This window comes from Mesorhizobium sp. M0563 (genome assembly GCF_040321065.1).
Taxonomy (GTDB): domain Bacteria; phylum Pseudomonadota; class Alphaproteobacteria; order Rhizobiales; family Rhizobiaceae; genus Mesorhizobium.
In genome coordinates this window covers 80,021-100,892 of the sequence record NZ_JAMYQV010000019.1, presented here as the reverse complement: position 1 = coordinate 100,892, position 20,872 = coordinate 80,021, and the positions used below count along the sequence as shown (strand labels likewise).

Annotated in this window: 21 protein-coding genes and 2 tRNA genes; 13 read left to right on the top strand and 10 right to left on the bottom strand. The window is 62.4% G+C overall.

From position 1 onward, the window contains the following. Nucleotides 1–68: 68 nt before the first annotated feature. On the bottom strand, nt 69–776 hold the full coding sequence (gene purN / locus NKI50_RS22775; protein ID WP_023719764.1) for a phosphoribosylglycinamide formyltransferase: 708 nt from the start codon (nt 774–776) through the stop codon (nt 69–71). Continuing rightward, nucleotides 773–1,837: a phosphoribosylformylglycinamidine cyclo-ligase gene (gene purM / locus NKI50_RS22770; RefSeq protein ID WP_023719763.1), complete on the bottom strand. Its 1,065-nt coding sequence runs from the start codon at nt 1,835–1,837 to the stop codon at nt 773–775. Before purM ends, purN begins: the two co-directional genes overlap by 4 nt. A gap of 65 nt (nt 1,838–1,902) precedes the next feature. Here purM and NKI50_RS22765 point away from each other — a divergent pair, with 65 nt between their 5' ends. After that, the gene (locus NKI50_RS22765; RefSeq protein WP_156948088.1) at nt 1,903–2,409 is read left to right on the top strand and encodes a hypothetical protein; all 507 of its coding nucleotides are present in this window, start codon (nt 1,903–1,905) and stop codon (nt 2,407–2,409) included. A gap of 83 nt (nt 2,410–2,492) precedes the next feature. On the opposite strand, the gene NKI50_RS22760 is transcribed toward NKI50_RS22765, so the two are convergent. Continuing rightward, on the bottom strand, nt 2,493–3,185 hold the full coding sequence (locus NKI50_RS22760) for a hypothetical protein (protein ID WP_023719761.1): 693 nt from the start codon (nt 3,183–3,185) through the stop codon (nt 2,493–2,495). A gap of 141 nt (nt 3,186–3,326) precedes the next feature. Between NKI50_RS22760 and NKI50_RS22755 the strand changes: the two genes are divergently transcribed. The 3 genes from NKI50_RS22755 to hdaA are packed head-to-tail and all read left to right on the top strand — an operon-like array spanning nt 3,327 to nt 5,792. Beyond that, on the top strand, nt 3,327–3,884 hold the full coding sequence (locus NKI50_RS22755) for a CDP-alcohol phosphatidyltransferase family protein (RefSeq protein ID WP_023719760.1): 558 nt from the start codon (nt 3,327–3,329) through the stop codon (nt 3,882–3,884). Continuing rightward, nucleotides 3,856–5,082 (top strand): AI-2E family transporter, encoded by a 1,227-nt coding sequence (locus tag NKI50_RS22750; protein WP_023719759.1) that lies wholly within the window; start codon nt 3,856–3,858, stop codon nt 5,080–5,082. Before NKI50_RS22755 ends, NKI50_RS22750 begins: the two co-directional genes overlap by 29 nt. Nucleotides 5,083–5,087: 5 nt before the next feature. Then, entirely contained in the window at nt 5,088–5,792 is a 705-nt protein-coding gene (hdaA, locus tag NKI50_RS22745; RefSeq protein WP_023719758.1) for a DnaA regulatory inactivator HdaA, read from the top strand. A 206-nt stretch (nt 5,793–5,998) separates the two neighbouring features. On the opposite strand, the gene NKI50_RS22740 is transcribed toward hdaA, so the two are convergent. Then, entirely contained in the window at nt 5,999–7,000 is a 1,002-nt protein-coding gene (locus NKI50_RS22740; protein WP_023719757.1) for a GlxA family transcriptional regulator, read from the bottom strand. A gap of 131 nt (nt 7,001–7,131) precedes the next feature. On the opposite strand from NKI50_RS22740, the gene NKI50_RS22735 reads away from it, so the two are divergent. Continuing rightward, nucleotides 7,132–7,959 (top strand): alpha/beta fold hydrolase, encoded by an 828-nt coding sequence (locus tag NKI50_RS22735; RefSeq protein ID WP_023719756.1) that lies wholly within the window; start codon nt 7,132–7,134, stop codon nt 7,957–7,959. Nucleotides 7,960–8,083: 124 nt separating this feature from the next. Here the strand turns inward: NKI50_RS22735 and NKI50_RS22730 are convergent. Beyond that, a tRNA-Pro gene (locus tag NKI50_RS22730) sits at nt 8,084–8,160 on the bottom strand. A 158-nt stretch (nt 8,161–8,318) separates the two neighbouring features. Between NKI50_RS22730 and NKI50_RS22725 the strand changes: the two genes are divergently transcribed. The 3 genes from NKI50_RS22725 to NKI50_RS22715 all read left to right on the top strand — a co-directional run bounded on the left by NKI50_RS22725 (nt 8,319) and on the right by NKI50_RS22715 (nt 10,037). After that, nucleotides 8,319–8,624, top strand: coding sequence for an ETC complex I subunit (locus NKI50_RS22725; RefSeq protein ID WP_023677641.1), 306 nt, complete (start codon nt 8,319–8,321; stop codon nt 8,622–8,624). Nucleotides 8,625–8,679: 55 nt separating this feature from the next. After that, nucleotides 8,680–8,756 (top strand) — tRNA-Arg (locus tag NKI50_RS22720). A gap of 60 nt (nt 8,757–8,816) precedes the next feature. After that, the gene (locus tag NKI50_RS22715; protein ID WP_023719755.1) at nt 8,817–10,037 is read left to right on the top strand and encodes an anion transporter; all 1,221 of its coding nucleotides are present in this window, start codon (nt 8,817–8,819) and stop codon (nt 10,035–10,037) included. 108 nt (nt 10,038–10,145) lie between these two features. Here the strand turns inward: NKI50_RS22715 and NKI50_RS22710 are convergent, their stop codons facing one another. From NKI50_RS22710 to NKI50_RS22695, 4 genes are all read right to left on the bottom strand, one after another. Continuing rightward, nucleotides 10,146–10,460, bottom strand: a complete 315-nt coding sequence (locus NKI50_RS22710; protein ID WP_031194217.1) for a cupredoxin domain-containing protein — start codon at nt 10,458–10,460, stop codon at nt 10,146–10,148. Between the two features lie 11 nt (nt 10,461–10,471). After that, nucleotides 10,472–10,996, bottom strand: coding sequence for a DUF4142 domain-containing protein (locus tag NKI50_RS22705; protein ID WP_023719753.1), 525 nt, complete (start codon nt 10,994–10,996; stop codon nt 10,472–10,474). Nucleotides 10,997–11,100: 104 nt separating this feature from the next. Then, the gene (locus NKI50_RS22700; protein WP_023719752.1) at nt 11,101–11,772 is read right to left on the bottom strand and encodes an RNA polymerase sigma factor; all 672 of its coding nucleotides are present in this window, start codon (nt 11,770–11,772) and stop codon (nt 11,101–11,103) included. A 252-nt stretch (nt 11,773–12,024) separates the two neighbouring features. Next, nucleotides 12,025–13,194: a cystathionine beta-lyase gene (locus NKI50_RS22695; protein ID WP_352717605.1), complete on the bottom strand. Its 1,170-nt coding sequence runs from the start codon at nt 13,192–13,194 to the stop codon at nt 12,025–12,027. Nucleotides 13,195–13,630: 436 nt separating this feature from the next. Here NKI50_RS22695 and NKI50_RS22690 point away from each other — a divergent pair, with 436 nt between their 5' ends. From NKI50_RS22690 to NKI50_RS22670, 5 genes are all read left to right on the top strand, one after another. Further along, nucleotides 13,631–14,659, top strand: a complete 1,029-nt coding sequence (locus tag NKI50_RS22690) for an amino acid ABC transporter substrate-binding protein (RefSeq protein WP_023719749.1) — start codon at nt 13,631–13,633, stop codon at nt 14,657–14,659. Nucleotides 14,660–14,739: 80 nt separating this feature from the next. Then, the gene (locus NKI50_RS22685) at nt 14,740–15,927 is read left to right on the top strand and encodes an amino acid ABC transporter permease (protein WP_023719748.1); all 1,188 of its coding nucleotides are present in this window, start codon (nt 14,740–14,742) and stop codon (nt 15,925–15,927) included. 4 nt (nt 15,928–15,931) lie between these two features. Beyond that, nucleotides 15,932–17,089: an amino acid ABC transporter permease gene (locus NKI50_RS22680; protein WP_023719747.1), complete on the top strand. Its 1,158-nt coding sequence runs from the start codon at nt 15,932–15,934 to the stop codon at nt 17,087–17,089. 69 nt (nt 17,090–17,158) lie between these two features. Then, the gene (locus NKI50_RS22675) at nt 17,159–17,908 is read left to right on the top strand and encodes an amino acid ABC transporter ATP-binding protein (protein ID WP_502900375.1); all 750 of its coding nucleotides are present in this window, start codon (nt 17,159–17,161) and stop codon (nt 17,906–17,908) included. A gap of 256 nt (nt 17,909–18,164) precedes the next feature. Then, nucleotides 18,165–20,084: a multicopper oxidase domain-containing protein gene (locus tag NKI50_RS22670; protein WP_023719745.1), complete on the top strand. Its 1,920-nt coding sequence runs from the start codon at nt 18,165–18,167 to the stop codon at nt 20,082–20,084. A 74-nt stretch (nt 20,085–20,158) separates the two neighbouring features. Here NKI50_RS22670 and NKI50_RS22665 read toward each other — a convergent pair whose 3' ends face one another. Beyond that, nucleotides 20,159–20,872, bottom strand: a complete 714-nt coding sequence (locus tag NKI50_RS22665; protein WP_023719744.1) for a HoxN/HupN/NixA family nickel/cobalt transporter — start codon at nt 20,870–20,872, stop codon at nt 20,159–20,161.

The following is a 20,872-nucleotide window of genomic DNA, read 5'->3' as shown; positions in this document are numbered from 1 at the left end:
CAGCAGGCTTTCGCAGCCCACCGCACGGCTAATTTATGGGGTTCACGACCCAGCCGATTGAAAAGCAATCACGGCGTTATCCGCGCCAGGTGCTCAAGATCGGTCTCTTCACGCAGCGGGTCGGGCGCGATCACCACCGACGTGGCGTTGTCGGCATCGTCGGCGAAGCGCGAAAACACCGTGCGGCCGCCTTCCATCCGCGCCTTGCCTTCGGCGACCAGGCCCAGCGCCAGCGGATAGAGCTGGTGCTCGGCCTTGAGCACGCGCGCGGCCAGCGTGTCCTCATTGTCGCCGACCATCACCGGCACTGCGGCCTGGGCGATGATCGGCCCGTCATCCATGTCGAGCGTGACGAAATGCACTGTGCAGCCATGGATGCGCATGCCTGCGCGGATGGCTCGCGCGTGCGTATCCAGCCCCTTGAAGGCAGGCAGCAGGGCAGGGTGGATATTGACCATCCGGCCCTGCCACTTCTCGACGAAACGCGCGCCGAGGATGCGCATATAGCCGGCCAGCGCGACGATTTCGGCGCCGAACGACAAGAGGGCCGCATCGATCGCCCCGTCATGCGCTTCCTTGCTGGCATAATCGGAGCGCGAAATCACCTTGGTGGCGATGCCGCGAGCCGCGGCGATGCCGAGGCCGGCGGCATTGGCGCGATCGGAGATGACGCCGACGATCTCGGCCGGATAGGCCGGGCTGCCGGCGGCCGCGATCAGCGCCGTCATGTTGGAGCCGCGCCCCGAAATAAGCACTACGGTGCGTTTTCTGGTCATAGGCCGATCGAGCCCCGATAGATGACGCCGGCATCGCGGCGCGGCACGATCTGGCCGATCGGCGTCACCGTCTCGCCGGCCTCCTGCAGAACGGCGGCGACCTGCGCCGCCTGACCGGAGGCGACGACCAGGATCATGCCGATGCCGCAATTGAAGGTGCGCATCATCTCTTCCGGCGCGACGCCGCCGGTCTTGGCCAGCCACGAAAACACCGGTGGCACCTCGATGGCGCCGAGATCGAGCTCGGCCGAAAAATCCTTGGGCAGAACGCGCGGGATGTTTTCGGGAAAGCCGCCGCCGGTGATATGGGCCAGCGCCTTGATGCCATGCGTGTTGCGGATCGCCTTGAGGATCGACTTGACGTAGATGCGCGTCGGCTCGAGCAGCGCCTCGGCCAGTGTCGCCTCGTCATTGAACGGCGCCGGATCGCCCCAGCCAAGGCCGCTTATCGCGACGATGCGGCGGACCAGCGAAAAGCCGTTCGAATGCAGGCCCGACGAGGCAAGGCCGAGCAGCACGTCGCCCTCGACGATGTCGTCGGTCGGCAACAGCTGGCCGCGTTCGGCGGCACCAACTGCAAAGCCGGCAAGGTCGTAGTCCTTGTCGTGATACATGCCCGGCATTTCCGCCGTCTCGCCACCGATCAGCGCGCAGCCGGCCTGCCGGCAGCCGGCGGCGATACCACCGACGATCGAAGCACCCTGGTCGGGATCGAGCTTGCCGGTGGCGAAATAGTCGAGGAAGAACAGCGGCTCGGCGCCTTGCACGACGATGTCGTTGACGCACATGGCGACGAGGTCGATGCCAATCGTATCGTGCTTGCCGGCGTCGATGGCGATCTTCAGCTTGGTGCCGACGCCGTCATTGGCGGCGACCAGCACCGGATCGGTGAAGCCGGCGGCCTTTAGGTCGAACAGGCCGCCGAAGCCGCCGATCTCGCCATCGGCGCCCGGCCGGCGGGTCGCACGCACCAGCGGCTTGATCTTCTCGACCATGAGATTGCCGGCATCGATGTCGACGCCCGCTTCGGCATAGGTGAGCCCGTTCTTGCGCTTGCTCATTTCCGGCGCCTGCTCATCTGTTGCGCTTGCCTGTCGCTGGTTTCATTCGCTTGCGGGCTCTTCGCATGAACGGTTTTGCCCCGCAAGGCAAGCGCGCGATGATGGTGTTTTCAGTTGGATACCGGCGGAACCGGGCGCGATATACTCCAACAGTAAAAAGAAATCCCCGCCAGAATTGCGGCGAGGCCACCGACGGTGGCAAGAGACCTGATTTCACCGTCGAAGGGCAGGATTCCATACGAGAAGCCGGCGGCGACCAAAGCCGCCGCGGCAGCCCACAGACCTGGATTTGCAACGACCGACCTCGCGAACAGAAACGCCACGACCGCAGCCGTCAGCCAGAGGGGCCAAGAGACGACCACGCCCACGGCCAGCTCAAGAGCGAAGGCCCACAGAAGATCTTGCGTCGCTATGTTGCGGTGCGGGGCTCCGAAAGATGCGAAAGCCAGCAGACTTTCTGTCAGTCCGGCCAGATAGCAAAGCGTTACTCGCCAAGCGATTGTGATTCTCTGCGCCATCGTCATTCAGCAGTAGGGAAAATAAGCTATTGCTTTCCCGGGCTCTTCGCATGAACGGCCGCACCTCGCAAGGATGACGGCGGGATCAGACTGTCTTGGCTCGACAAAAGAGTGGACAGTCGCCCAAGCTGCCGCCCTTATGGACGTCCCTCTCGTTCCGCCAGAACCATGTCGACGCGGTCGAGTTGTGCCTTGGCGTAGCCGCTCAGCGCTATTCCGCTATTGTTCGTTCGAATCCAGTGCACAGCCTGCCTCACCCGCTCGTAGTGCCCAAGTTCGATTTCGCAGGCAATCAGCGCGAGGATCCGAACGGCGAAGGGCTGTGTGAATTCGTAAGGTTTGTCGAGCAGCTCGCTATGTCCGGCGACGTAACTGGCGAGGTCCGGATTCTGAGCCCTGATCCGTCGCGCCAGCTCGACATATTTCCCCAGCAACCTATCTATGCTCGTCTGGTCAAGGTTCTCGAAGTAACGACCATAAGCTTTCAGCTCATTGTTAAATATCGTTTCGGGATGAAACTGCGACAGTCCGGGCCAGATCCATTTTTTGCCGTACAGCCTTTCAAGCAACGGCCTGACGGTAAGAAAGTCCAGGTAAACGAGCATGTTCACATGAACATCGCCAGAGCTTGCAGTAAAGGCTTCTTCGAGAATCAGGCTAATATCGTCGCTCCGGTCGACTTCGAAGACGCCTTTCCGGATGCGGCGAAAGCCATGTCCCATCATGAACGTATCGAGATACTTACGCGCTTCGCCAACGGCCAAAGACAAGGTTCCACTCCCTCTTTGTTGCGCCATGGTGCCTTGATGGTTGCCGAAGAGTCCAGCCACTGCGCCGCTTGTTCCAAAATAGCTTCGCGGCCAGTGCGCTCTCGACAAACCCGTGCACGGCCCAACTTTTGTCGCTTCTCACTTGCCGTGACCCTCCATCTCCATCATGTATCGACAAACAAGAGCGACGGGATAATGCGTTTGACCATCCCCAACATGATCACGATCATGCGCTTCGTGCTGGTGCCGGCCGTGGTGCTGGCCATGCTGCAGGAACGCTGGGACTGGGCCTTTGCCGGCTTCCTCATTGCCGGCATTTCCGACGGCGTCGACGGCTTCATCGCCCGCCATTTCAATCAGTTTTCCAGGCTCGGCGCCTATCTCGACCCGATGGCCGACAAGCTGCTGCTGGTCTCCGTCTTCGTGGTCATGGGCATCAGCGGCGAGTTGCCGCTATGGCTGGTCATCACCATGGTGTCGCGCGACGCGCTGATCGTCTGCGCCGTGCTTTTGTCCACCGTCATGGCGCATCCGGTTGAGATGAAGCCGCTCCTGGTGTCGAAGGCCAACACCGCGATCCAGATCGTGCTGGCGGCAGTGGTGTTGGGCGAACTCGCCTTTGACATCCGTCTCGATCCGCTGAGGCCGGCCCTCATATTGCTGTCCGGGGTCTTGACCGTGGCTTCGGCCGCGGCCTATCTCGTGGCTTGGCTGAGGCATATGAGCGGCTATGGCGAAGGCTCCACACCCGGCACCTGAACGCGGGGCACCTGAACACCAGGGACCCGACGAACGGTCGATCGACGCCGAGGCCGAAGCCGCGGCAGCGGAGGCTGCGGCATCGGCGTCGTTTCGCCGCCAGATCCGCTTCTGGCTGGTCAGCGCCATCATCCTCGCCGTCTTCCTCTATGTCTTCAGCGGCATCCTTCTGCCCTTCGTCGCCGGCATGGTGCTCGCCTATTTCCTCGACCCTGTCGCCGACCGGCTGGAGCGTCTCGGCCTGTCCAGGCTGATGGCGACGGTGGTCATCCTCATCGCCTTTATCGTCGTCCTGGTGCTGGCCGTCGTCATCCTGGTTCCGGTGCTCGCCTCGCAGATGGCTGATTTCGCCAGCAAGCTGCCGGACTATCTGACCCGGCTGCAGAGCCTGATCACCAGTTTCGACCCGAAATGGCTGGAAGAGAAATTCGGCGTCGACGCCAATGGCCTGCGCGAAGGGCTGAACTCGCTGCTGACCTCCGGCTTCGGTCTCCTGACTACGGTCTTCACCTCGATCTGGAGCTCCGGCGTGGCGCTGGTCTCGGTTGTCAGCCTGTTCGTGGTGACGCCGGTCGTCGCCTTCTACATGCTGCTCGACTGGGACCGCATGGTGGCAATCGTCGACGGCTGGGTGCCGCGCGACTATGTCAAGACGGTCCGGGCGATCGCCAGGGACATCAACACCGCGACCGCCGGCTTCGTGCGCGGCCAGGGTACGCTCTGCCTGGTGCTCGGCGCCATGTATGCCACCGGCCTGACGCTGACGGGCCTGAATTTCGGCATCCTCATCGGCCTGTTCGCCGGGCTGATCTCGTTCATCCCCTATGTCGGCTCGCTGACCGGGCTGGTGCTGGCTGTCGGCGTTGCCTTCGTCCAGTTCTGGCCGGACTGGACCATGATCGCGGCAGTGGCAGGCGTGTTCTTCGTCGGCCAGTTCATCGAGGGCAACATCCTGCAGCCGCGGTTAGTCGGCAAAAGCGTCGGCCTGCATCCGGTATGGCTGATGTTTGCGCTGTTTGCCTTCGGCGCGCTGTTCGGCTTCGTCGGCCTGCTGATCGCCGTTCCGGCTTCCGCCGCCGTTGCCGTTCTGGTGCGTTTCGCCATCGCGCGCTATCTCGAATCGCCGCTCTACAAGGGCCATGCCGACGAGCCGGTGCCGCCGCTGCCGGTTCGGCGCCGCGGGGGCGCGCGCGGTTGAGCCAGATGCCGGACAACAAGATCGATCCGCCGCGCCAATTGCCGCTCGATCTAGGCCACGGCACCGGCTATTCGCGTGACGAGCTCGTCGTCTCCGCCACCAACAGCCAGGCCGCGGCGCTTGTCGACCGCTGGCCGGACTGGCCGTCGCCGGTTGTCGTGCTGGCTGGGCCGGCCGGCTCGGGAAAAACCCATCTGGCCTCGATCTGGCGGACCCGCGCCGACGCGGTGAAAGTGGAGGCCGCCCGCATCGGCGACTGTATCGAAAATCTCGGCGCGCATCCGGCCCTGATCGACGATGTCGACGCCGGCCCGGTCGACGAGCACGGCCTGTTCCACCTGATCAATGCGGTGCGCGGCGCCGGCTCGACCTTACTGTTGACGGCGCGCCGCTTTCCCTCCGCCTGGGGCGTCAGGCTGCCCGACCTGGCCTCGCGGCTCAAGGCGGCGGCTACCGTCGAGATCCACGAGCCCGACGATCTCTTGCTGGCCGGCGTCATCACAAAACTGTTCGCCGACCGCCAGGTCGAGGTCGAGCCGCATGTCGTGCAATACCTGGTGCGCCGCATCGAACGCTCGCTGGCCACCGCCATGCGGGTGGTCGAACGGCTCGACCGCACCGCGCTCGAGCGCAAGACGCCGATAACGCGAGCGCTCGCAGCCGAGACGGTCAGCGCCATGGATGAAGGGCAGGGCGAGTTCGAGATTTGACGATTCCAGTTCAGCCACTGTCCCATTTCGGGAACAAAAGCTGGCATCCGTCTTGCAGCAAGGAGCTTGCCGGCTGATCCCGGTCCTGATTGCGTATCAATCAGGTAAGTAGGCTCGCCGGGAGATGGGGTGGTTGGGGTTCTCTTCCCGGCGAGCTTGCCTTTGGCAGCATCGAATCGATAGCGCCATTGCGCGGCGGCCGGGCCTCAGCTCTCTCCACCCACAATCACAGCTCGTTCCGTGCCAAAGCGCTTGCGATAGTCGCCGGGCACCAATCCGGTTATCCTGGCGAATACTTTGCGGAACGAGCCGGGATCGTCATAGCCGACCTCCCAGGCGATCTGGTCGATCGATCGCATCGTGGTTTCCAGCATCTCGCGCGCCTTGCCGACCCGCAGGTGCTGACAATATTCGGTCGGCTTGAGGCCGGTGGCGTTGCGGAACCTGCGTAGGAAAGTCCGCTCCTCCAGTCCGGCATGCTCGGCCATGGCGCCAAGCGTCACGTCACGCGCGCCGTTCGCCTGCAGCCAGTGCTGCACCTTGAGGATCGCTTCGTCGCCATGGGTCAGTCGCGGCGCAAACGGGCTGTAAAAACGTTGCTCGCGGCCCGGCGGATCGACCAGCATGAAACGGGCCGTGTCCATCATGACGGCTGACCCGAGCACCCTGTCCACCAGCTTGAGGCCAAGGTCGGTCCAGGCCATGTAGCCGCCGGCGGTGATGATATCGCCATCGTCGATGACCAGCCTGTCGGCGTCGAGCAGGATGTCTGGAAAGCGTAGCGCCAGCGCGTCGCGATAGGCCCAGTGCGTCGTCGCCGCACGGCCGGACAACAGGCCGGTCTCGGCAAGCACGAAGGCGCCGGCGCAGACCGAACCGAGCGTCGCCCCTGCCATGTGGCGGTCCCTGAGCCACCCGGCATAGGGTGCTGCCGCCTCGCGCGGAATCGGATCACCTAGGGTCGGGGGCAAGATGACCATGGCAGGTCCATGGCCAGCACCGGACCCGCTGTCGAAGGTGCGGATAACCGTTGGGCTCGCCTCCTGCAGCCGCCAATGGCTGACGCGAAGCGTCGCCGCCTCCGGCGACCGCTCGACAGCCAGCCGGTTTGCCAGCATGAAAAGATCGGTCAGGCCGAGCACGGCTGCTTCCTGCACGCCGGGATACAAGACAAGGCCGATTTCGATCAGATCACGCGCAGCCGTCATTTGTCAGTTTTGCCACGTTGAATGTCCGTTTTTCCAATGCTCACCCTGACCGCACTGTTATAATTTGTCCAGCTGAAGGGGGCTAAAAGCTTCCCTGTTACCCGCCAACTTTTCCATCAAGGAGTAGGACGATGAGCACATTCACCACCCATGACGGCACCGAGGTTTTCTACAAGGATTGGGGCAAGGGCCAGCCGATCGTGTTCCATCACGGCTGGCCGCTGAGCTCAGACGACTGGGACAACCAGATGCTGTTCTTCCTCGAAAAGGGCTACCGCGTCATCGCCCATGACCGCCGCGGGCACGGCCGCTCGTCGCAGACCGCGACCGGCAACGACATGGATACCTACGCTGCCGACGTCGCGGCGCTGGCGGCGCATCTCGATCTCAGGGATGCGATCCACATCGGCCACTCGACAGGTGGCGGCGAGGTGGCGCGTTACGTCGCGCTTTATGGCGGCGGCGGCCGTGTTGCCAAGGCGGTGCTGATTGGCGCCGTGCCGCCGATTATGGTCAAGACCGACAGCAACCCCGGCGGCTTGCCGATCGAAGTCTTCGACGGCTTTCGCGCGGCTCTGGCCGCTAACCGCGCCCAGTTCTACAGGGATGTGCCGGCCGGCCCGTTCTATGGCTTCAACCGCGAGGGCGCCAAGATCTCGCAAGGCGCCGTCGACAATTGGTGGCGCCAGGGCATGATGGGCGGAGCCAAGGCCCATTACGACTGCATCAAGGCATTCTCGGAGACCGATTTCACCGACGACCTCAAAAAGATCGAGGTTCCCGTCCTGATCATGCATGGCGACGACGACCAGATCGTGCCGATCGCCGATTCCGCGCTGCTTGCGGCCAAGCTGGTGAAGCATGGCACGCTCAAGGTCTACAAGGGCCTGCCGCACGGCATGTGCACCACCCATCCGGAGATCATCAATCCGGATCTGCTGGCCTTCATCCAGGGCTGACGGCTCGCATATCGGACGGGCAGCGCAGGCTCGTGCTGTCCGTCCGTCGCTTAAGCATGACCGGCGACAGGAGACACGCTCGAGCGTGATCCGCTTGCCCTGCCGACGAGATTTGCTTGATGAATGGTCGGAGTGGAGAGATTCGAACTCCCGACCCTCTGGTCCCAAACCAGATGCGCTACCAGGCTGCGCTACACTCCGAACGGTCTGTTGCCTAGTGATTTCGGCCCGCCAAAGCAAGCTAAAAAGCCATCGGCCTTGCTGCCGGCGGCATTGCGCAGTAATGACGAGCTAGTGCATGGCCAGAGAACAGTAATCTGGTCTCGGGTCATGTGCTTGCAACCAGCAATGAGGTGGTCATGTCAGCCCGCATTTTCAGCCCAGCCAAAACCGCGATGCAGTCCGGCAAGGCCAAGACCGGCTACTGGGTGCTGGAATTCGATCCGGAGCAGCGCAAGAAGATCGATCCGCTGATGGGCTACACCACGTCCGGCGACATGCGAAGCCAGATCAGGCTGACCTTCGACACCAGGGAAGAGGCGGTCGCCTATGCCGAGAAGGAAGGGCTGGCTTTCCGCGTCGAGGAGCCGAAGGAAATCAAACGCCGCCAGATTTCCTATGCGGAGAATTTCCGCTATGACCGCAGGACGCCCTGGACGCATTGATCCTATGCCGGCCCTGCCGGCGCCCAACAATCAGCCGGTCATGCGGCCGGCCAGCGGTCCCGTAGCTCAGCTGGATAGAGCACCGGCCTTCTAAGCCGATGGTCACAGGTTCGAATCCTGTCGGGATCGCCAAACAATTCAGGTCCATTCCGGACAGGTTCACTCGCCAGTCGCGAACAGGATTTCCGAAACATGACAGCGATGGGCGCGGCGGCACTGCTGATCCTTGTCCTGACCTATGCCGGCGTCGCAATCGGCAGGATACCAGGGCTGCGCCTCGACCGGGCAGGCATCGCGCTGCTCGGCGGTGCGGCGATGATCGCCATCGGCGCGCTCAGCATGGAGGACGCCTACCGCGCCATCAGCTTCGACACCATCACGCTTTTGCTCGGCATGATGATCGTCGTGGCGCATCTGAAAGTGTCCGGCGCTTTTCGCGCGCTCGGCGGGTTCGCCATTGAGCATGCGCATGCGCCATTCATGCTGCTGGTGATGGTGACGCTGTTGACCGGCGTCCTGTCGGCATTCCTGGTCAACGACGCCATCTGCCTGGTCATGGCGCCGATCGTCGTCCATGTCACCCGCGTCATCAACCGCAACCCGGTTCCCTATCTGATCGCCACCGCCACTGCATCTAATTGCGGCAGTGTCGCCACCATCACCGGCAATCCGCAGAACATGGTCATCGGCGCCCTGTCGGGGATTTCCTATCCGGCCTTCTCGGCGGCGCTTGCGCCGGTGGCCCTGTTCGGCCTCGTCGCCGTCATCGTCATCATCCGCATCGTCTACCGCGCCGAATTTTCGCGCAAGGCCGAGCTTAGCCCCGAAGTCTATCGCGGTCGCATGCTGCCGGGGCAAGTGCTGAAGGCGGTGGTGGTCTGTATCGGTTTGGCGGTCGCTTTCTTTGCCGGCGTTCCCGTTGCCAAAGCTGCGCTGATCGGCGGCGCGATCCTGTTGCTGACCCGCGCCATCAAGCCTGAGCGCATCTATCGCGAGATCGATGGGCCGCTGCTGTTCATGTTCGCCGGGCTTTTCATCGTCGTCGCCGGGGCGGAGAAGACGCTGCTTACGCCCGACATCGTCGCTTCGGCAAAGGACCTTGGGCTGAATGATGTCTGGCGGCTGTCCGGCTTCACCGCAGTGCTGTCCAACATCATGAGCAACGTCCCGGCCGTGCTGGCGCTGCGGCCGTTCATACCCGGCCTGGAGAATCCAGAGCGTGCCTGGCTGGTCGTCGCCATGAGCTCGACCCTGGCCGGCAATTTCACGCTGCTCGGCTCGGTCGCCAATCTGATCGTTGCCGAGCACGCGCGGGTCTCCGGCAAGCCGCTGGGCTTCATCGCCTTCTTCAAGGTTGGCCTGCCATTGACGCTGGTCACGCTTCTTGTCGGGACGGCATGGCTGGCGGCCTAAAAGCGCGTCGCGTTCGACCGGCCTCATGCGACGCGCTTTAGGCTCTTGTTTAATGCATGGCGTTATCGCAAAACCGCTGCACACTTTTGCGCGACATGCATTAGCCAGTCAGGGCGATGTGACCGTCACATGGCCCTTCATATTGGGATGGAAGCGGCAGAAATAATCGACCGATTCGGCCTTCTTCACCATCAGGCTTGCTGCCTGCTTCGGCGGGATCATCACTTCCCAGCCGCCGTTGACGGTTGCCGTGTGGGCGAACACGTCCTTGTTCACCCACTTGATCGTGTCGCCGACCTTCGCCTCGATCTTTGCCGGCGAAAACACAACCTTGTCGATCGTCACCTCAATGGTTTCGGCCTTGGCAGGTGCGGCGCCGATGGTCAGCGCCAGCGCAACCCACAGATGCCGCCTCGACACCATTGGCCCGATCCTCACTTCAGCATACCGGCGACGTGTTCGGCGTGCTGTTCGTGGCCCTGGAATATTTTCAGGCCGGTTTCCAGCAGGCTCTTCAGCTCGGCATTGCCGGCCGACGGGATCAGCAGAGTTTCGAGCGCGCCATTGACCTGCTTGTGGTAGGCCACCTCGCTGGCGACATAGGCCTTGTCGAACGCCGCGCCCTTGAGCTTGGCAAGCTTGGCACGTTCCTCGGCCGCCGCCTTGGTCAGCGCTTTGCTGGTCGGATTGTCCTCAGGCGTGACCTTGAGCTTCTTGACCAGGTCGAGAGCCTGTTTGTTGACGGCCTCGTGATCCCGCACCATGTCCTTGGCGAAATCTACGACCTCTTTGTTTTTCGATTTCTGCAGCGCCTGCTTGGCCGCCTCGACGTCAAGCACGCCCGCTGTGTAGGCGATATGTGCGATCTGCGGATCGGTCGGCTTGTCGGCAGCTTGCGACAAGGGCGCTGCGCTAAGCAGGAAAAATGCGGCCAGTGCCGTGGTCGATCGAATAAACATGATGCTCTCCTTCGCCCCGACGCCGAGCTGCATCGGGCTTCGTTTTCAGTGATGCTCATTGGATGCAGGTCGCCGGAAAACGTTCCCGCGAAAATCGACGCGACCTATCCGGAAAGACCAAGCCGCTGCATCACGGCATTGGTCAGCCGTTCACAGCGCCGGCCCGCGAACGGAAACGCGTCGAGCAGCACCGGGCCGATCTGGTCGTCCAGCGCCTTGCGCACCAGCGCACGAGCGCGGTGCAGCCGGGTCTTGATGGTTTCTGGTCGCACGCCAAGCAGTTCGCCGGTCTCCTCGATGCTCAGCCCCTCGATGACTCGCGCCACGAACACCAGCCGGTAGACATCGGGAAGACTGTCGGTTGCCCGTTCGACAAGCTCAAGGATCTGCCGTTGCGCCATCGTCCGCTCCGGATCGTCGCTCGGGTTGAGGGGAAACCGGATGATTTCGGCTTGCGGATTTTCAGGTATCGCCACCATTCGCCGCCTTTTGCGCAAGCGGCCGAGCGCTTCGTTGATGACGATACGCGACAGCCACGTGGCGAGCGAGGCATCGCCACGAAAGGCCTCGAGGTGGGCAAACGCCCTGACATAGGCCTCCTGGACGATGTCCTCGGCCTCGCTGTCGTTGCGCACAACGCCGCGGGCGATGCGGTAGAGCCTCTGGTTGTGCGTCTTGATGATGGTGCGGAATGCATCGCCATCGCGTGCCAGCGCGCGGCCGACAAGCTGCATGTCGCCGGAAGCGGCGGACGTTGCCGTCAACACAGCCGGCATTGGCGATCTCCTGATAGGCTTCTCATCGGGATATTGGATGCATCGGCCGACAAAAGGTTCCCGACCGATCCGCCGGCCAGCCTCGATCCGCATCAAGCGCCGGCAGAAGCTATTCTATCGCTTCCGCCACGCCGGCGTCTCTATTTTGTAGACGCCGCTTCATCGGCTGATCGGTCGCCATGACACCGCTCAGGATCGCAGTGTTTCCAGGCTGTTACGCCGATTCCTGACTCAGTCTGGCAAGGTGCTGGCTCAGGCCTCTGCGGCCGCCGCCAGCCCGCGCGCCAGGTCGGCCTTCAAATCCTCGACATCCTCGAGCCCGATCTGCAGGCGCACCAGCGGTCCGTCATACGGGCCCTTGGCGACGGTACGGTCGCTCAGGAGTACCGGCACGGCAAGGCTCTCATAGCCGCCCCAGGAATAGCCGAGGCCAAAAAACTTCAACGCGTCGAGGAAGGCGTGCTGCTGCTTCTGTCCGCCGCCTGCAAGGACGATAGAGAAGATGCCGCTCGATCCGCAAAAATCGCGCTTCCACAAAACGTGGTCGGGATGGCTGGGCAGCCCCGGATGCAGCACCTGCGCCACGCCCGGCTGGCCCTCCAGCCAGCCGGCGAGGGCAAGCGCGCTCTTTTGATGGTGCTCCAGCCGCACGCCCATTGTGCGCAGGCCGCGCAGCACCTGGTAGACGTCATCCGGCCCGGCGCAGCATCCCATCGTGTTGAACGTCTCGCAAAGCTGCTTCCAGCAGGCTGCGTTGGCCGAGACCGTGCCGAGCAGCACGTCGGAATGGCCGGCCGGGTATTTCGTCGCCGCATGGATCGAGATGTCGACGCCATGGTCGAGCGGGCGGAAGTAGAGCGGCGTCGCCCATGTGTTGTCCATCATGACGATGGCGCCGGCGGCATGCGCTGCCTTGGCGATGGCCGGTATGTCCTGCACCTCGAAAGTGTTGGAGGCCGGCGATTCGGTGAACACCACCCTGGTGTTGGGCTTGATCAGCGCCGCGATGCCGGCGCCGATGCGCGGTTCGTAATACTCGACCTCGATGCCCAGCCGCTTCAGCATCGTGTCGGCGAAATTGCGGGTCGGGTGATAGACGGAATCGACGATCAGCAGATGATCGCCGGCCGACAGGAAGGCGAGCAGCGGCAGCGTCACCGCCGCCAGGCCCGATGGAACCGCGACCGTGCCCGCAGAGCCTTCCAGCGCATCGATCGCGCTGTTCAGCGCATCGGTGGTCGGCGTGCCCCGCGTTCCGTAGGTGTATTTCTGGCTGCGTGAAGCCATCGCCGCCGCGTTGGGATAAAGCACGGTCGAGGCATGCACCACCGGCGGGTTGACGAAGCCGAAATAGTCATGCGGGTTGTTGCCGGAATGGGCGAGCCGCGTGTTGATGCCCATCTCGCTGCCGTCTTTTGCCATTGCATTTCGTCCCGTGAGTAGGTCGTTAGCCATAGTGCGGCGGCATTGGCCGCGCAACCGCACCGCACTCGCCAGGCAAAGGTCTTGAATATGCCAATTCAGCAATGCGCCGTAGATCCGCAGGGCGCCCGGCGCGGTCGGGAAGTCGCGGTCGGGAAGGCGCGATCGGATTTTGCCGGCTTTATCGGCGCGTTGACCGATTTGCGGGCGCGTTTGTCTGCGATTCAGGCATTTCAGCCAGTTGGTTTTCAAAGTCTTTCGGATTTGGTCATTTCCCTTGACCTCACAGGAATAATCGCCTTCGATGTTGTTCGTGAATGGGAGACAGCGCGTCGGTTACGATGCGGGATTCCGGTAATGGGCCGGGATACGAAGCTGCGTTCACACGGGAAAAAGTCAGGTTCGCCTGGAAAAAACAGAAAAGGGTCTGTGGGTCATGAAACACATTGCAATCGGCGTTTTGGGCGCCGCCGCGTTTGGATTCGCGGCTTCGGCCGCATCCGCGAGCACGCTCGACGACGTCAAGGCGAAAGGCTTCATCCAGTGCGGCACCAACACAGGTCTTGCTGGCTTCGCGGCGCCGGACGACAAGGGTGAATGGAAAGGCATCGATGTGGATTTCTGCCGCGCCGTGGCGGCCGCCGTCTTCGGCGATGGCACCAAAGTCAAATTCACGCCGCTCAGCGCCAAGGAGCGGTTCACCGCGCTGCAGTCGGGCGAGGTCGACATCCTGTCGCGCAACACCACCTGGACCATCAACCGCGATACGGCACTTGGCCTGAACTTCGTCGGCGTCACCTATTATGACGGTCAGGGCTTCATGATCAACGCCAAGAAACTGCCGGGCGTCAATTCGGCGCTGCAGCTTTCGGGCGCGGCGGTCTGCGTGCAGAGCGGCACCACGACCGAGCTCAATCTCGCCGACTACTTCAAGGCGAACAAGATGGAATACAACCCCGTCGTCTTCGAAAAGCTGGATGAGGTCAACGCCGCCTATGACGCCGGCCGCTGCGACGTCTACACCACCGACCAGTCGGGTCTCTACGGCATCCGCCTGACGCTCAGCGCGCCGGCCGACCATGTCGTGCTGCCCGAGATCATCTCCAAGGAACCGCTCGGCCCGGCCGTGCGCCAGGGTGACGACCAGTGGTACCACATCGTCAAGTGGACCTACTTTGCGCTGTTGCAGGCCGAGGAACTGGGCATCACCCAGGCTAATGTCGACGAGATGAAGAACTCGGACAATCCTGAGATCAAGCGCGTGCTCGGCCAGGAAGCCGACACCAAGATCGGCACCGATCTCGGCGTCTCCAACGACTGGGTCGTCAACATCGTCAAAGCAGTTGGCAACTACGGCGAAATGTTCGAACGCAATGTCGGTTCGGGCAGCCCGCTGAAGATCGCGCGCGGCATCAACGCGTTGTGGACCAAGGGTGGCCTGCAATACGCTCCGCCGATCCGCTGATCGAAATGTGATCCGGAAGGCAGCTTCCTGCCTTCCGGTTTCTCTTTCCAGGGGATGGTCGCCAGAAGGGTGGTGGTTTAATGGCATCGCAGGAAATTCTTCGCGAGGAGCCAAGCCGCGGTTCCTTCATCAATGATCCTCGCGTCCGCGGCATATTCTTTCAAGCACTGGTCCTCGTCCTGCTGGTAGCGGGTGTCTGGTGGGTCACCCACAACGTCATCGCCAATTTGACGCGGCTGCACATCGCTTCCGGCTTCGGCTTTCTCAAGGGCCGCGCCGGCTTCGACATCAGCGAAAGCGCCATCGCTTATTCATCGGATTCGACCTATTTCCGTGCCATCCTGGTTGGCTTTATCAACACCGTGATCGTTGCTGTCGTCGGCATCATCACCGCCACCATCATCGGTTTCATCGTCGGCATAGGCCGGCTGTCGCATAACTGGCTGATCAGGAAGATCTGCACCGTTTATGTCGAGGTGTTCCGCAACATCCCACCGCTGCTGGTCATCTTCTTCTGGTATTCCGGCGTGCTCGCCGTGCTGCCGCCGCCGCGCGACAGCATCAATTTGCCGTTCGGCTCCTTTCTCAACCAGCGCGGCTTCTATTTTCCCCGCGCTATGTGGGGCGAGGGATCCTGGCTGATCCTGGTCGCACTGCTCCTCGGCATCGCCATGGCCTGGTTCGTCGCCCGCAAGGCGCGACAGCGGCAGATGGCGACGGGGCAGCCATTCCCGGTGTTCTGGACATCCATAGCGTTGATCGTCGGCCTGCCGCTGCTGGCCTACGCGCTGAGCGGCTTTCCGCTGAGCTTTGAATTTCCAAAGCAGTCGACCTTCAATCTCGTCGGTGGCTTTCAGGTCAGGCCCGAGTTCCTGTCACTCTATCTGGCGTTGTCCTGCTATACGGCCGCCTTTATCGCCGAGATCGTGCGCGCCGGCATCAGGGGCGTCAGCGCAGGCCAGACCGAGGCGGCCGCTGCACTCGGGCTGCGTTCGGGATCGATCCTCAGGCTTGTCGTCGTGCCGCAGGCGATGCGCATCGTTATTCCGCCGCTGACCAGCCAGTACCTCAACCTGACCAAGAATTCCTCGCTCGCCATCGCCATCGGCTATCCGGACCTGACGGCGACGGCTGGCACGGTCTTGAACCAGACCGGGCAGGCAGTCGAAGGCGTGGTGATCATGATGGCGGTGTACCTGGCGCTCAGCCTGATCACGTCGGCGGTCATGAACGTGGTGAACGCCAGGATGGCGCTGGTGGAGAGATAAGGCCATGCAAGAGCACGATATGTCCTGGGTGCGGACGGAGATGGCGCTGGCGCAGGCGGCGCCGTCGAGCGAGCGCGGCCTCGGCGCCTGGGTCCGCAAGAATCTGATCGCGTCGACCGGCGACACCATCCTGACCATCATCGGCATCGTGCTGGTTGCCATGATCCTGCCGCAGATCGTCAATTGGGCTTTCATCAACGCCCAGTGGACGGGACCGGATCGCACGGTCTGCGCCACCGTGGCGCAGGGCGGCATCCAGCCGGACGGCTGGACCGGCGCCTGCTGGGCCTTCGTCAACGCCAAGTTCGGCCAGTTCATGTTCGGCCGCTATCCCCTGGAAGAGCGTTGGCGCCCGATCCTGGTCGCCATCCTGTTCGTGGCGCTGCTGGTGCCGCTGCTCATTCCGCGCGTACCGCGCAAGGGGCTGAATGCCATTCTTCTCTTTTTTGCGCTGCCGGTCGTCGCCTTCGTTCTGCTGCTCGGCGGCATGTTCGGCCTGCCCTATGTCGAAACCCCGCTTTGGGGTGGACTGCTGGTGACACTCAGCCTGTCCTTCGTGGGCATCGCTGTGTCGCTGCCGGTCGGCATCGTGCTGGCGCTCGGCCGGCGCTCGAACATGCCGATCGTCAAGCTGCTGTGCGTGATCTTCATCGAGACGGTACGCGGCATCCCGCTGATTACGGTGCTGTTCTTTGCCAGCGTGATGCTACCGCTGTTCCTGCCGGCCGGCGTCAGCTTCGACAAGTTCCTGCGCGCGCTGATCGGCGTGTCGCTGTTTGCCGCCGCCTACATGGCCGAAGTGGTGCGCGGCGGCCTGCAGGCGATCCCCAAAGGCCAGTATGAGGGCGCCGATTCGCTCGGCCTCAGCTACTGGCAGAAGATGGGTCTGGTCGTCATGCCGCAGGCGCTGAAGCTGGTCATTCCCGGCATCGTCAACACCTTCATCGGCATGTTCAAGGACACCAGCCTGGTCATCGTCATCTCGATGTTCGACCTCCTCGGCATCGTCAAGCAGAACTTCTCCGACGCCAGCTGGGCAACGCCGCAGACGGCCAGGTCCGGCCTGGTGTTCGCGGCCTTCATCTTCTGGCTGTTCTGCTTCGGCATGTCGCGCTATTCAATGTACACGGAACGCCGTCTCGACACCGGCCACAAACGCTAAAAAGGGGACCTTGTCATGGTCATAGAAAACGCCGTCAGCGCGGAAGAGATCAAGGTCAATGCCGCCAAGATGCATATTTCCACCACCGATGTCGCCATCGACATGATCGCCATGCACAAATGGTACGGCGAATTCCATGTCCTGAAGGACATCAATCTAAAGGTGATGCGCGGCGAGCGGATCGTCATCTGCGGCCCGTCGGGCTCCGGCAAATCGACGATGATCCGCTGCATCAACCGGCTGGAGGAACACCAGAAGGGCAAGATCATAGTCGACGGCAAGGAACTGACCAACGATCTGAAGAAGATCGACGAGGTGCGCCGCGAAGTCGGCATGGTGTTCCAGCACTTCAACCTGTTTCCGCATCTGACCATCCTCGAGAATTGCACGCTGGCGCCGATCTGGGTGCGCAAGATGCCGCGGAAGCAGGCCGAGGAAATCGCCATGCATTTCCTCACGCGCGTCAAGATCCCGGAACAGGCCAACAAATATCCCGGCCAGCTTTCCGGCGGCCAGCAACAGCGCGTGGCGATCGCCCGCTCGCTGTGCATGAACCCGCGTATCATGCTGTTCGACGAGCCGACCTCGGCGCTCGACCCGGAAATGATCAAGGAAGTGCTGGAGACGATGGTCGGGCTGGCCGAGGAAGGCATGACCATGCTCTGCGTCACCCATGAAATGGGCTTTGCGCGCAAAGTCGCCAACCGGGTGATCTTCATGGACCAAGGCCAGATCGTCGAGCAGAACACGCCGGCCGAGTTCTTCGACCACCCGCGCCACGAACGCACGAAACTGTTCCTGTCGCAGATCCTGCACTGATCCTGTACGCCGGTTCGGAACAAGACCGGCGGACCGGGCTCGCTGCGTTGCTCAGGGCCTTACGCGTATTCGACGAGCGCTGACCGTGCGCGGCGCGAGAAGATAGCAAGCGTGCTTCAGGCCGCTCGAGTGGTCACCTGCAACCTGGTAGCTAAGGCCGGCACGGATCATAAGCGCGCCGGCTGCGTTCATTGCCATTGGGAGTTGTATAACGAGCCGCGTTGGCGCGTGCGGCGGCAGGTCAAGGTTCATCCCGATGCTCATCCAACCGATCGATTATTTTCTCGTCGTCTGGTTCGCACTGGCGCTGGCTTCGACGCTTTATGTCGGCTTCGATCAATATCGCAACAATCCCGAGCCGGTGGTGATGAAATGGGGATTCATCCTGGTTACCCTCTATATGGGTCCGCTCGGCTTGCTGCTCTACGTGCTAGCCGACAAGGAGCCCCGGCCGGGCGAGCATGAACTCTTTACCCGGCCGCTCTGGAAGCAGGGCGTCGGCTCCACCATCCACTGCGTCGCCGGCGATGCCACCGGCATCATTCTTGCCGCCGCCGTCACGGCGGCGCTCGGCCTGCCGATGTGGATCGACCTGATCGTCGAATATCTCGCCGGCTTTGCCTTCGGCCTGTTCATCTTCCAGTCGCTGTTCATGAAATCGATGATGGGCGGCACCTATTGGGAGAATGTGCGCAAGAGCTTTCTGCCCGAGTTCATCTCCATGAACTTCATGATGGCCGGCATGGCGCCGGTCATGAGTTTTCTGATGATGGGCCGCGACATGCGCGCGATGGAACCGACGGAGCTTTTGTTCTGGGGCGTGATGTCGATCGGCGTCATCGCCGGCTTTGCGCTTGCCTACCCGGCCAATGTCTGGCTGGTCGCCCGCGGCTTGAAACATGGGCTGATGACACAGCGCCAACAGGCGGCCGGCACCGACGGTCGAGAGCAGCCCCACCAAGGGCAACACGCGCAGATGCAAATGCAGCAGGCCGACGCCAGCGGCCATCACGGGCAGCACCACGATATGGCTTCCCACAAAGGCAAAGGCGGCGCCGGTCATCACATGGAGACGGATGCCACGACCCCGCAAGTCGCCGCCCTCAGCATGGTCTCCCTGCTGGCCCTCGCCATCGGCATGATCGCGCCGGCGAACTGGCTGAACCTAACCTTGTCGGCGCGCGATGTCGGCGGGGTGATCATGCCGCAAGGCATGATCATGGATCGCGACACGCCCGCCGACGCAATGCGCGACATGGCCGCCACCGATCCGCGCCTCGTGACCGCCTCTTATGGTCTGCCGGCAAAGGGCGACCAGGACCTGCCGTTTCGAATGGAGAACGGCGTCAAAGTGTTCGAGCTCAGGCCTTCGGTGGTCCGCTGGCAGATCCTGCCGGACGTTGCGGTCGACGCTTATGCCTATAATGGCCAGATTCCCGGCCCGCGAATTCACATTCGCCAGGGCGACCGGATCAGGATCAACGTCACCAACGGCCTGCCTGAGGAAACGACGGTGCATTGGCATGGCCTGATCCTGCCGAACCAGATGGATGGGCCAGCCGAAATCACCCAGGCGCCGATCGAGCCCGGGCAATCCTATTCATACGAGTTCACCGCAACCCAGCACGGAACCTATTTCTACCACCCCCATGCCAAGCCGGACCGGACCCAGGCGCTCGGCCTCTACGGTGCGCTGATCATCGATCCCGCCAATCCCGCCGATGAGGTCGCGGCCGACCATGATTACGTCATCGAGCTTCAGGAATGGCTGGTGCGGGAAGGGCTGACCTACCCGTCGATGCCGATGGACGGCGGCATGCCGAATTTCTTCACCATCAACGGCAAGGCCTATCCCTCGACCGAGACGATTCCGATGAAGGTCGGCGAGACGCTCAAGGTGCGGTTCATCGGCACCAACAACGGCTTCATCCATCCGATGCACATCCATGGCGGACCGTTCGAGGTCGTTGCCCGCGACGGCGAGACGATCCCTGCCTCGGGTCGTTTCCTTGCCGATACAGTCAACGTCGGGCCAGGTCAGCGCTATGACGTGATCTGGAAGGCACAGCGTCCGGGCAAATGGCTGATCCATTGCCACATCCCGCATCACACCACGAACAACAATGTCGAGGAGAAGGGCGGCGGCGGGCTGATGGTCGTGATCGATGTGACATGACCGGCGTCGGCTTGGCTCGTTCCAACCGCTGCACCGGCCCGGACGCCATGCAGTGGCTGAAACCATGTTTTCTCTTAAGCTGATGTGATCTGCCAGACAGCGACGCCGGCAAGGGCGAGACCGGCAGCGCCCTCGATGGCCCGGGAGATGGTTTCGAACAGCCGTGGCTGGCGCGCGAAAAACTGTACAAGCCGTTCCCGAAACACGATCGACAATACCGCGACGCAGGACAGCGTCAGCGCCACGCCGACCATCATGGTGATGGCAAACAGGACGCCCGCTGCCGGAACACCCCTGGAGATCGCGAAAGTCATCGCGAAAAGCGTCAGCGGGCAGGGGATCAGGCCTGCCATCACGCCGACAGCCTCGCCTTCGTGCCTGTGGTGATGGCTGTGGCTCAAAGCGCGCCAGAGCATCCAGACGCCAATGAGGCCGAGCAGCCCACGACTGATATGCTCCAGAAGCGGAGCGCGGCCAACGCTGCCCAATGCTATGGAGACCAGTGGCAGCGAGAGAGCCGCAATCAGAACGGCAATCGTCACATGCGTGAACGATAGCGTGATAGACACGAGCAGGCCGCGCGAGACCTTCGCATCCGAACCGGCAAGATAGGTCGCCAGGACCGCCTTGCTATGACCCGGCGTCAGCGCATGGGCAGCCCCGAACACGACGCCCATCGGCAGGAAGGCCATGAATGCCAGCCAATTGCCTCCGGCCGCAAGCAGCTTGATCTGCTCGCCGAGCGTCAGATAGATCGTGCGCTGAAATTCGACGAGCGTCTGGAACAT

What these genes read in the sequence shown, in the direction of transcription:
- NKI50_RS22740 (WP_023719757.1), bottom strand. Translation starts at nt 7,000, where the DNA reads ATGACGGCTGCGCGTGATCTGATCGAAATCGGCCTTGTCTTGTATCCC.
- NKI50_RS22665 (WP_023719744.1), bottom strand. Translation starts at nt 20,872, where the DNA reads ATGTTCCAGACGCTCGTCGAATTTCAGCGCACGATCTATCTGACGCTC.
- purM (WP_023719763.1), bottom strand. Translation starts at nt 1,837, where the DNA reads ATGAGCAAGCGCAAGAACGGGCTCACCTATGCCGAAGCGGGCGTCGAC.
- NKI50_RS22680 (WP_023719747.1), top strand. Translation starts at nt 15,932, where the DNA reads ATGCAAGAGCACGATATGTCCTGGGTGCGGACGGAGATGGCGCTGGCG.
- NKI50_RS22710 (WP_031194217.1), bottom strand. Translation starts at nt 10,460, where the DNA reads ATGGTGTCGAGGCGGCATCTGTGGGTTGCGCTGGCGCTGACCATCGGC.
- purN (WP_023719764.1), bottom strand. Translation starts at nt 776, where the DNA reads ATGACCAGAAAACGCACCGTAGTGCTTATTTCGGGGCGCGGCTCCAAC.
- NKI50_RS22715 (WP_023719755.1), top strand. Translation starts at nt 8,817, where the DNA reads ATGACAGCGATGGGCGCGGCGGCACTGCTGATCCTTGTCCTGACCTAT.
- NKI50_RS22670 (WP_023719745.1), top strand. Translation starts at nt 18,165, where the DNA reads ATGCTCATCCAACCGATCGATTATTTTCTCGTCGTCTGGTTCGCACTG.
- hdaA (WP_023719758.1), top strand. Translation starts at nt 5,088, where the DNA reads ATGCCGGACAACAAGATCGATCCGCCGCGCCAATTGCCGCTCGATCTA.
- NKI50_RS22750 (WP_023719759.1), top strand. Translation starts at nt 3,856, where the DNA reads ATGGCGAAGGCTCCACACCCGGCACCTGAACGCGGGGCACCTGAACAC.
- NKI50_RS22695 (WP_352717605.1), bottom strand. Translation starts at nt 13,194, where the DNA reads ATGGCAAAAGACGGCAGCGAGATGGGCATCAACACGCGGCTCGCCCAT.
- NKI50_RS22675 (WP_502900375.1), top strand. Translation starts at nt 17,159, where the DNA reads ATGCATATTTCCACCACCGATGTCGCCATCGACATGATCGCCATGCAC.
- NKI50_RS22765 (WP_156948088.1), top strand. Translation starts at nt 1,903, where the DNA reads ATGAACGGTTTTGCCCCGCAAGGCAAGCGCGCGATGATGGTGTTTTCA.
- NKI50_RS22685 (WP_023719748.1), top strand. Translation starts at nt 14,740, where the DNA reads ATGGCATCGCAGGAAATTCTTCGCGAGGAGCCAAGCCGCGGTTCCTTC.
- NKI50_RS22735 (WP_023719756.1), top strand. Translation starts at nt 7,132, where the DNA reads ATGAGCACATTCACCACCCATGACGGCACCGAGGTTTTCTACAAGGAT.
- NKI50_RS22700 (WP_023719752.1), bottom strand. Translation starts at nt 11,772, where the DNA reads ATGCCGGCTGTGTTGACGGCAACGTCCGCCGCTTCCGGCGACATGCAG.
- NKI50_RS22705 (WP_023719753.1), bottom strand. Translation starts at nt 10,996, where the DNA reads ATGTTTATTCGATCGACCACGGCACTGGCCGCATTTTTCCTGCTTAGC.
- NKI50_RS22725 (WP_023677641.1), top strand. Translation starts at nt 8,319, where the DNA reads ATGTCAGCCCGCATTTTCAGCCCAGCCAAAACCGCGATGCAGTCCGGC.
- NKI50_RS22690 (WP_023719749.1), top strand. Translation starts at nt 13,631, where the DNA reads ATGAAACACATTGCAATCGGCGTTTTGGGCGCCGCCGCGTTTGGATTC.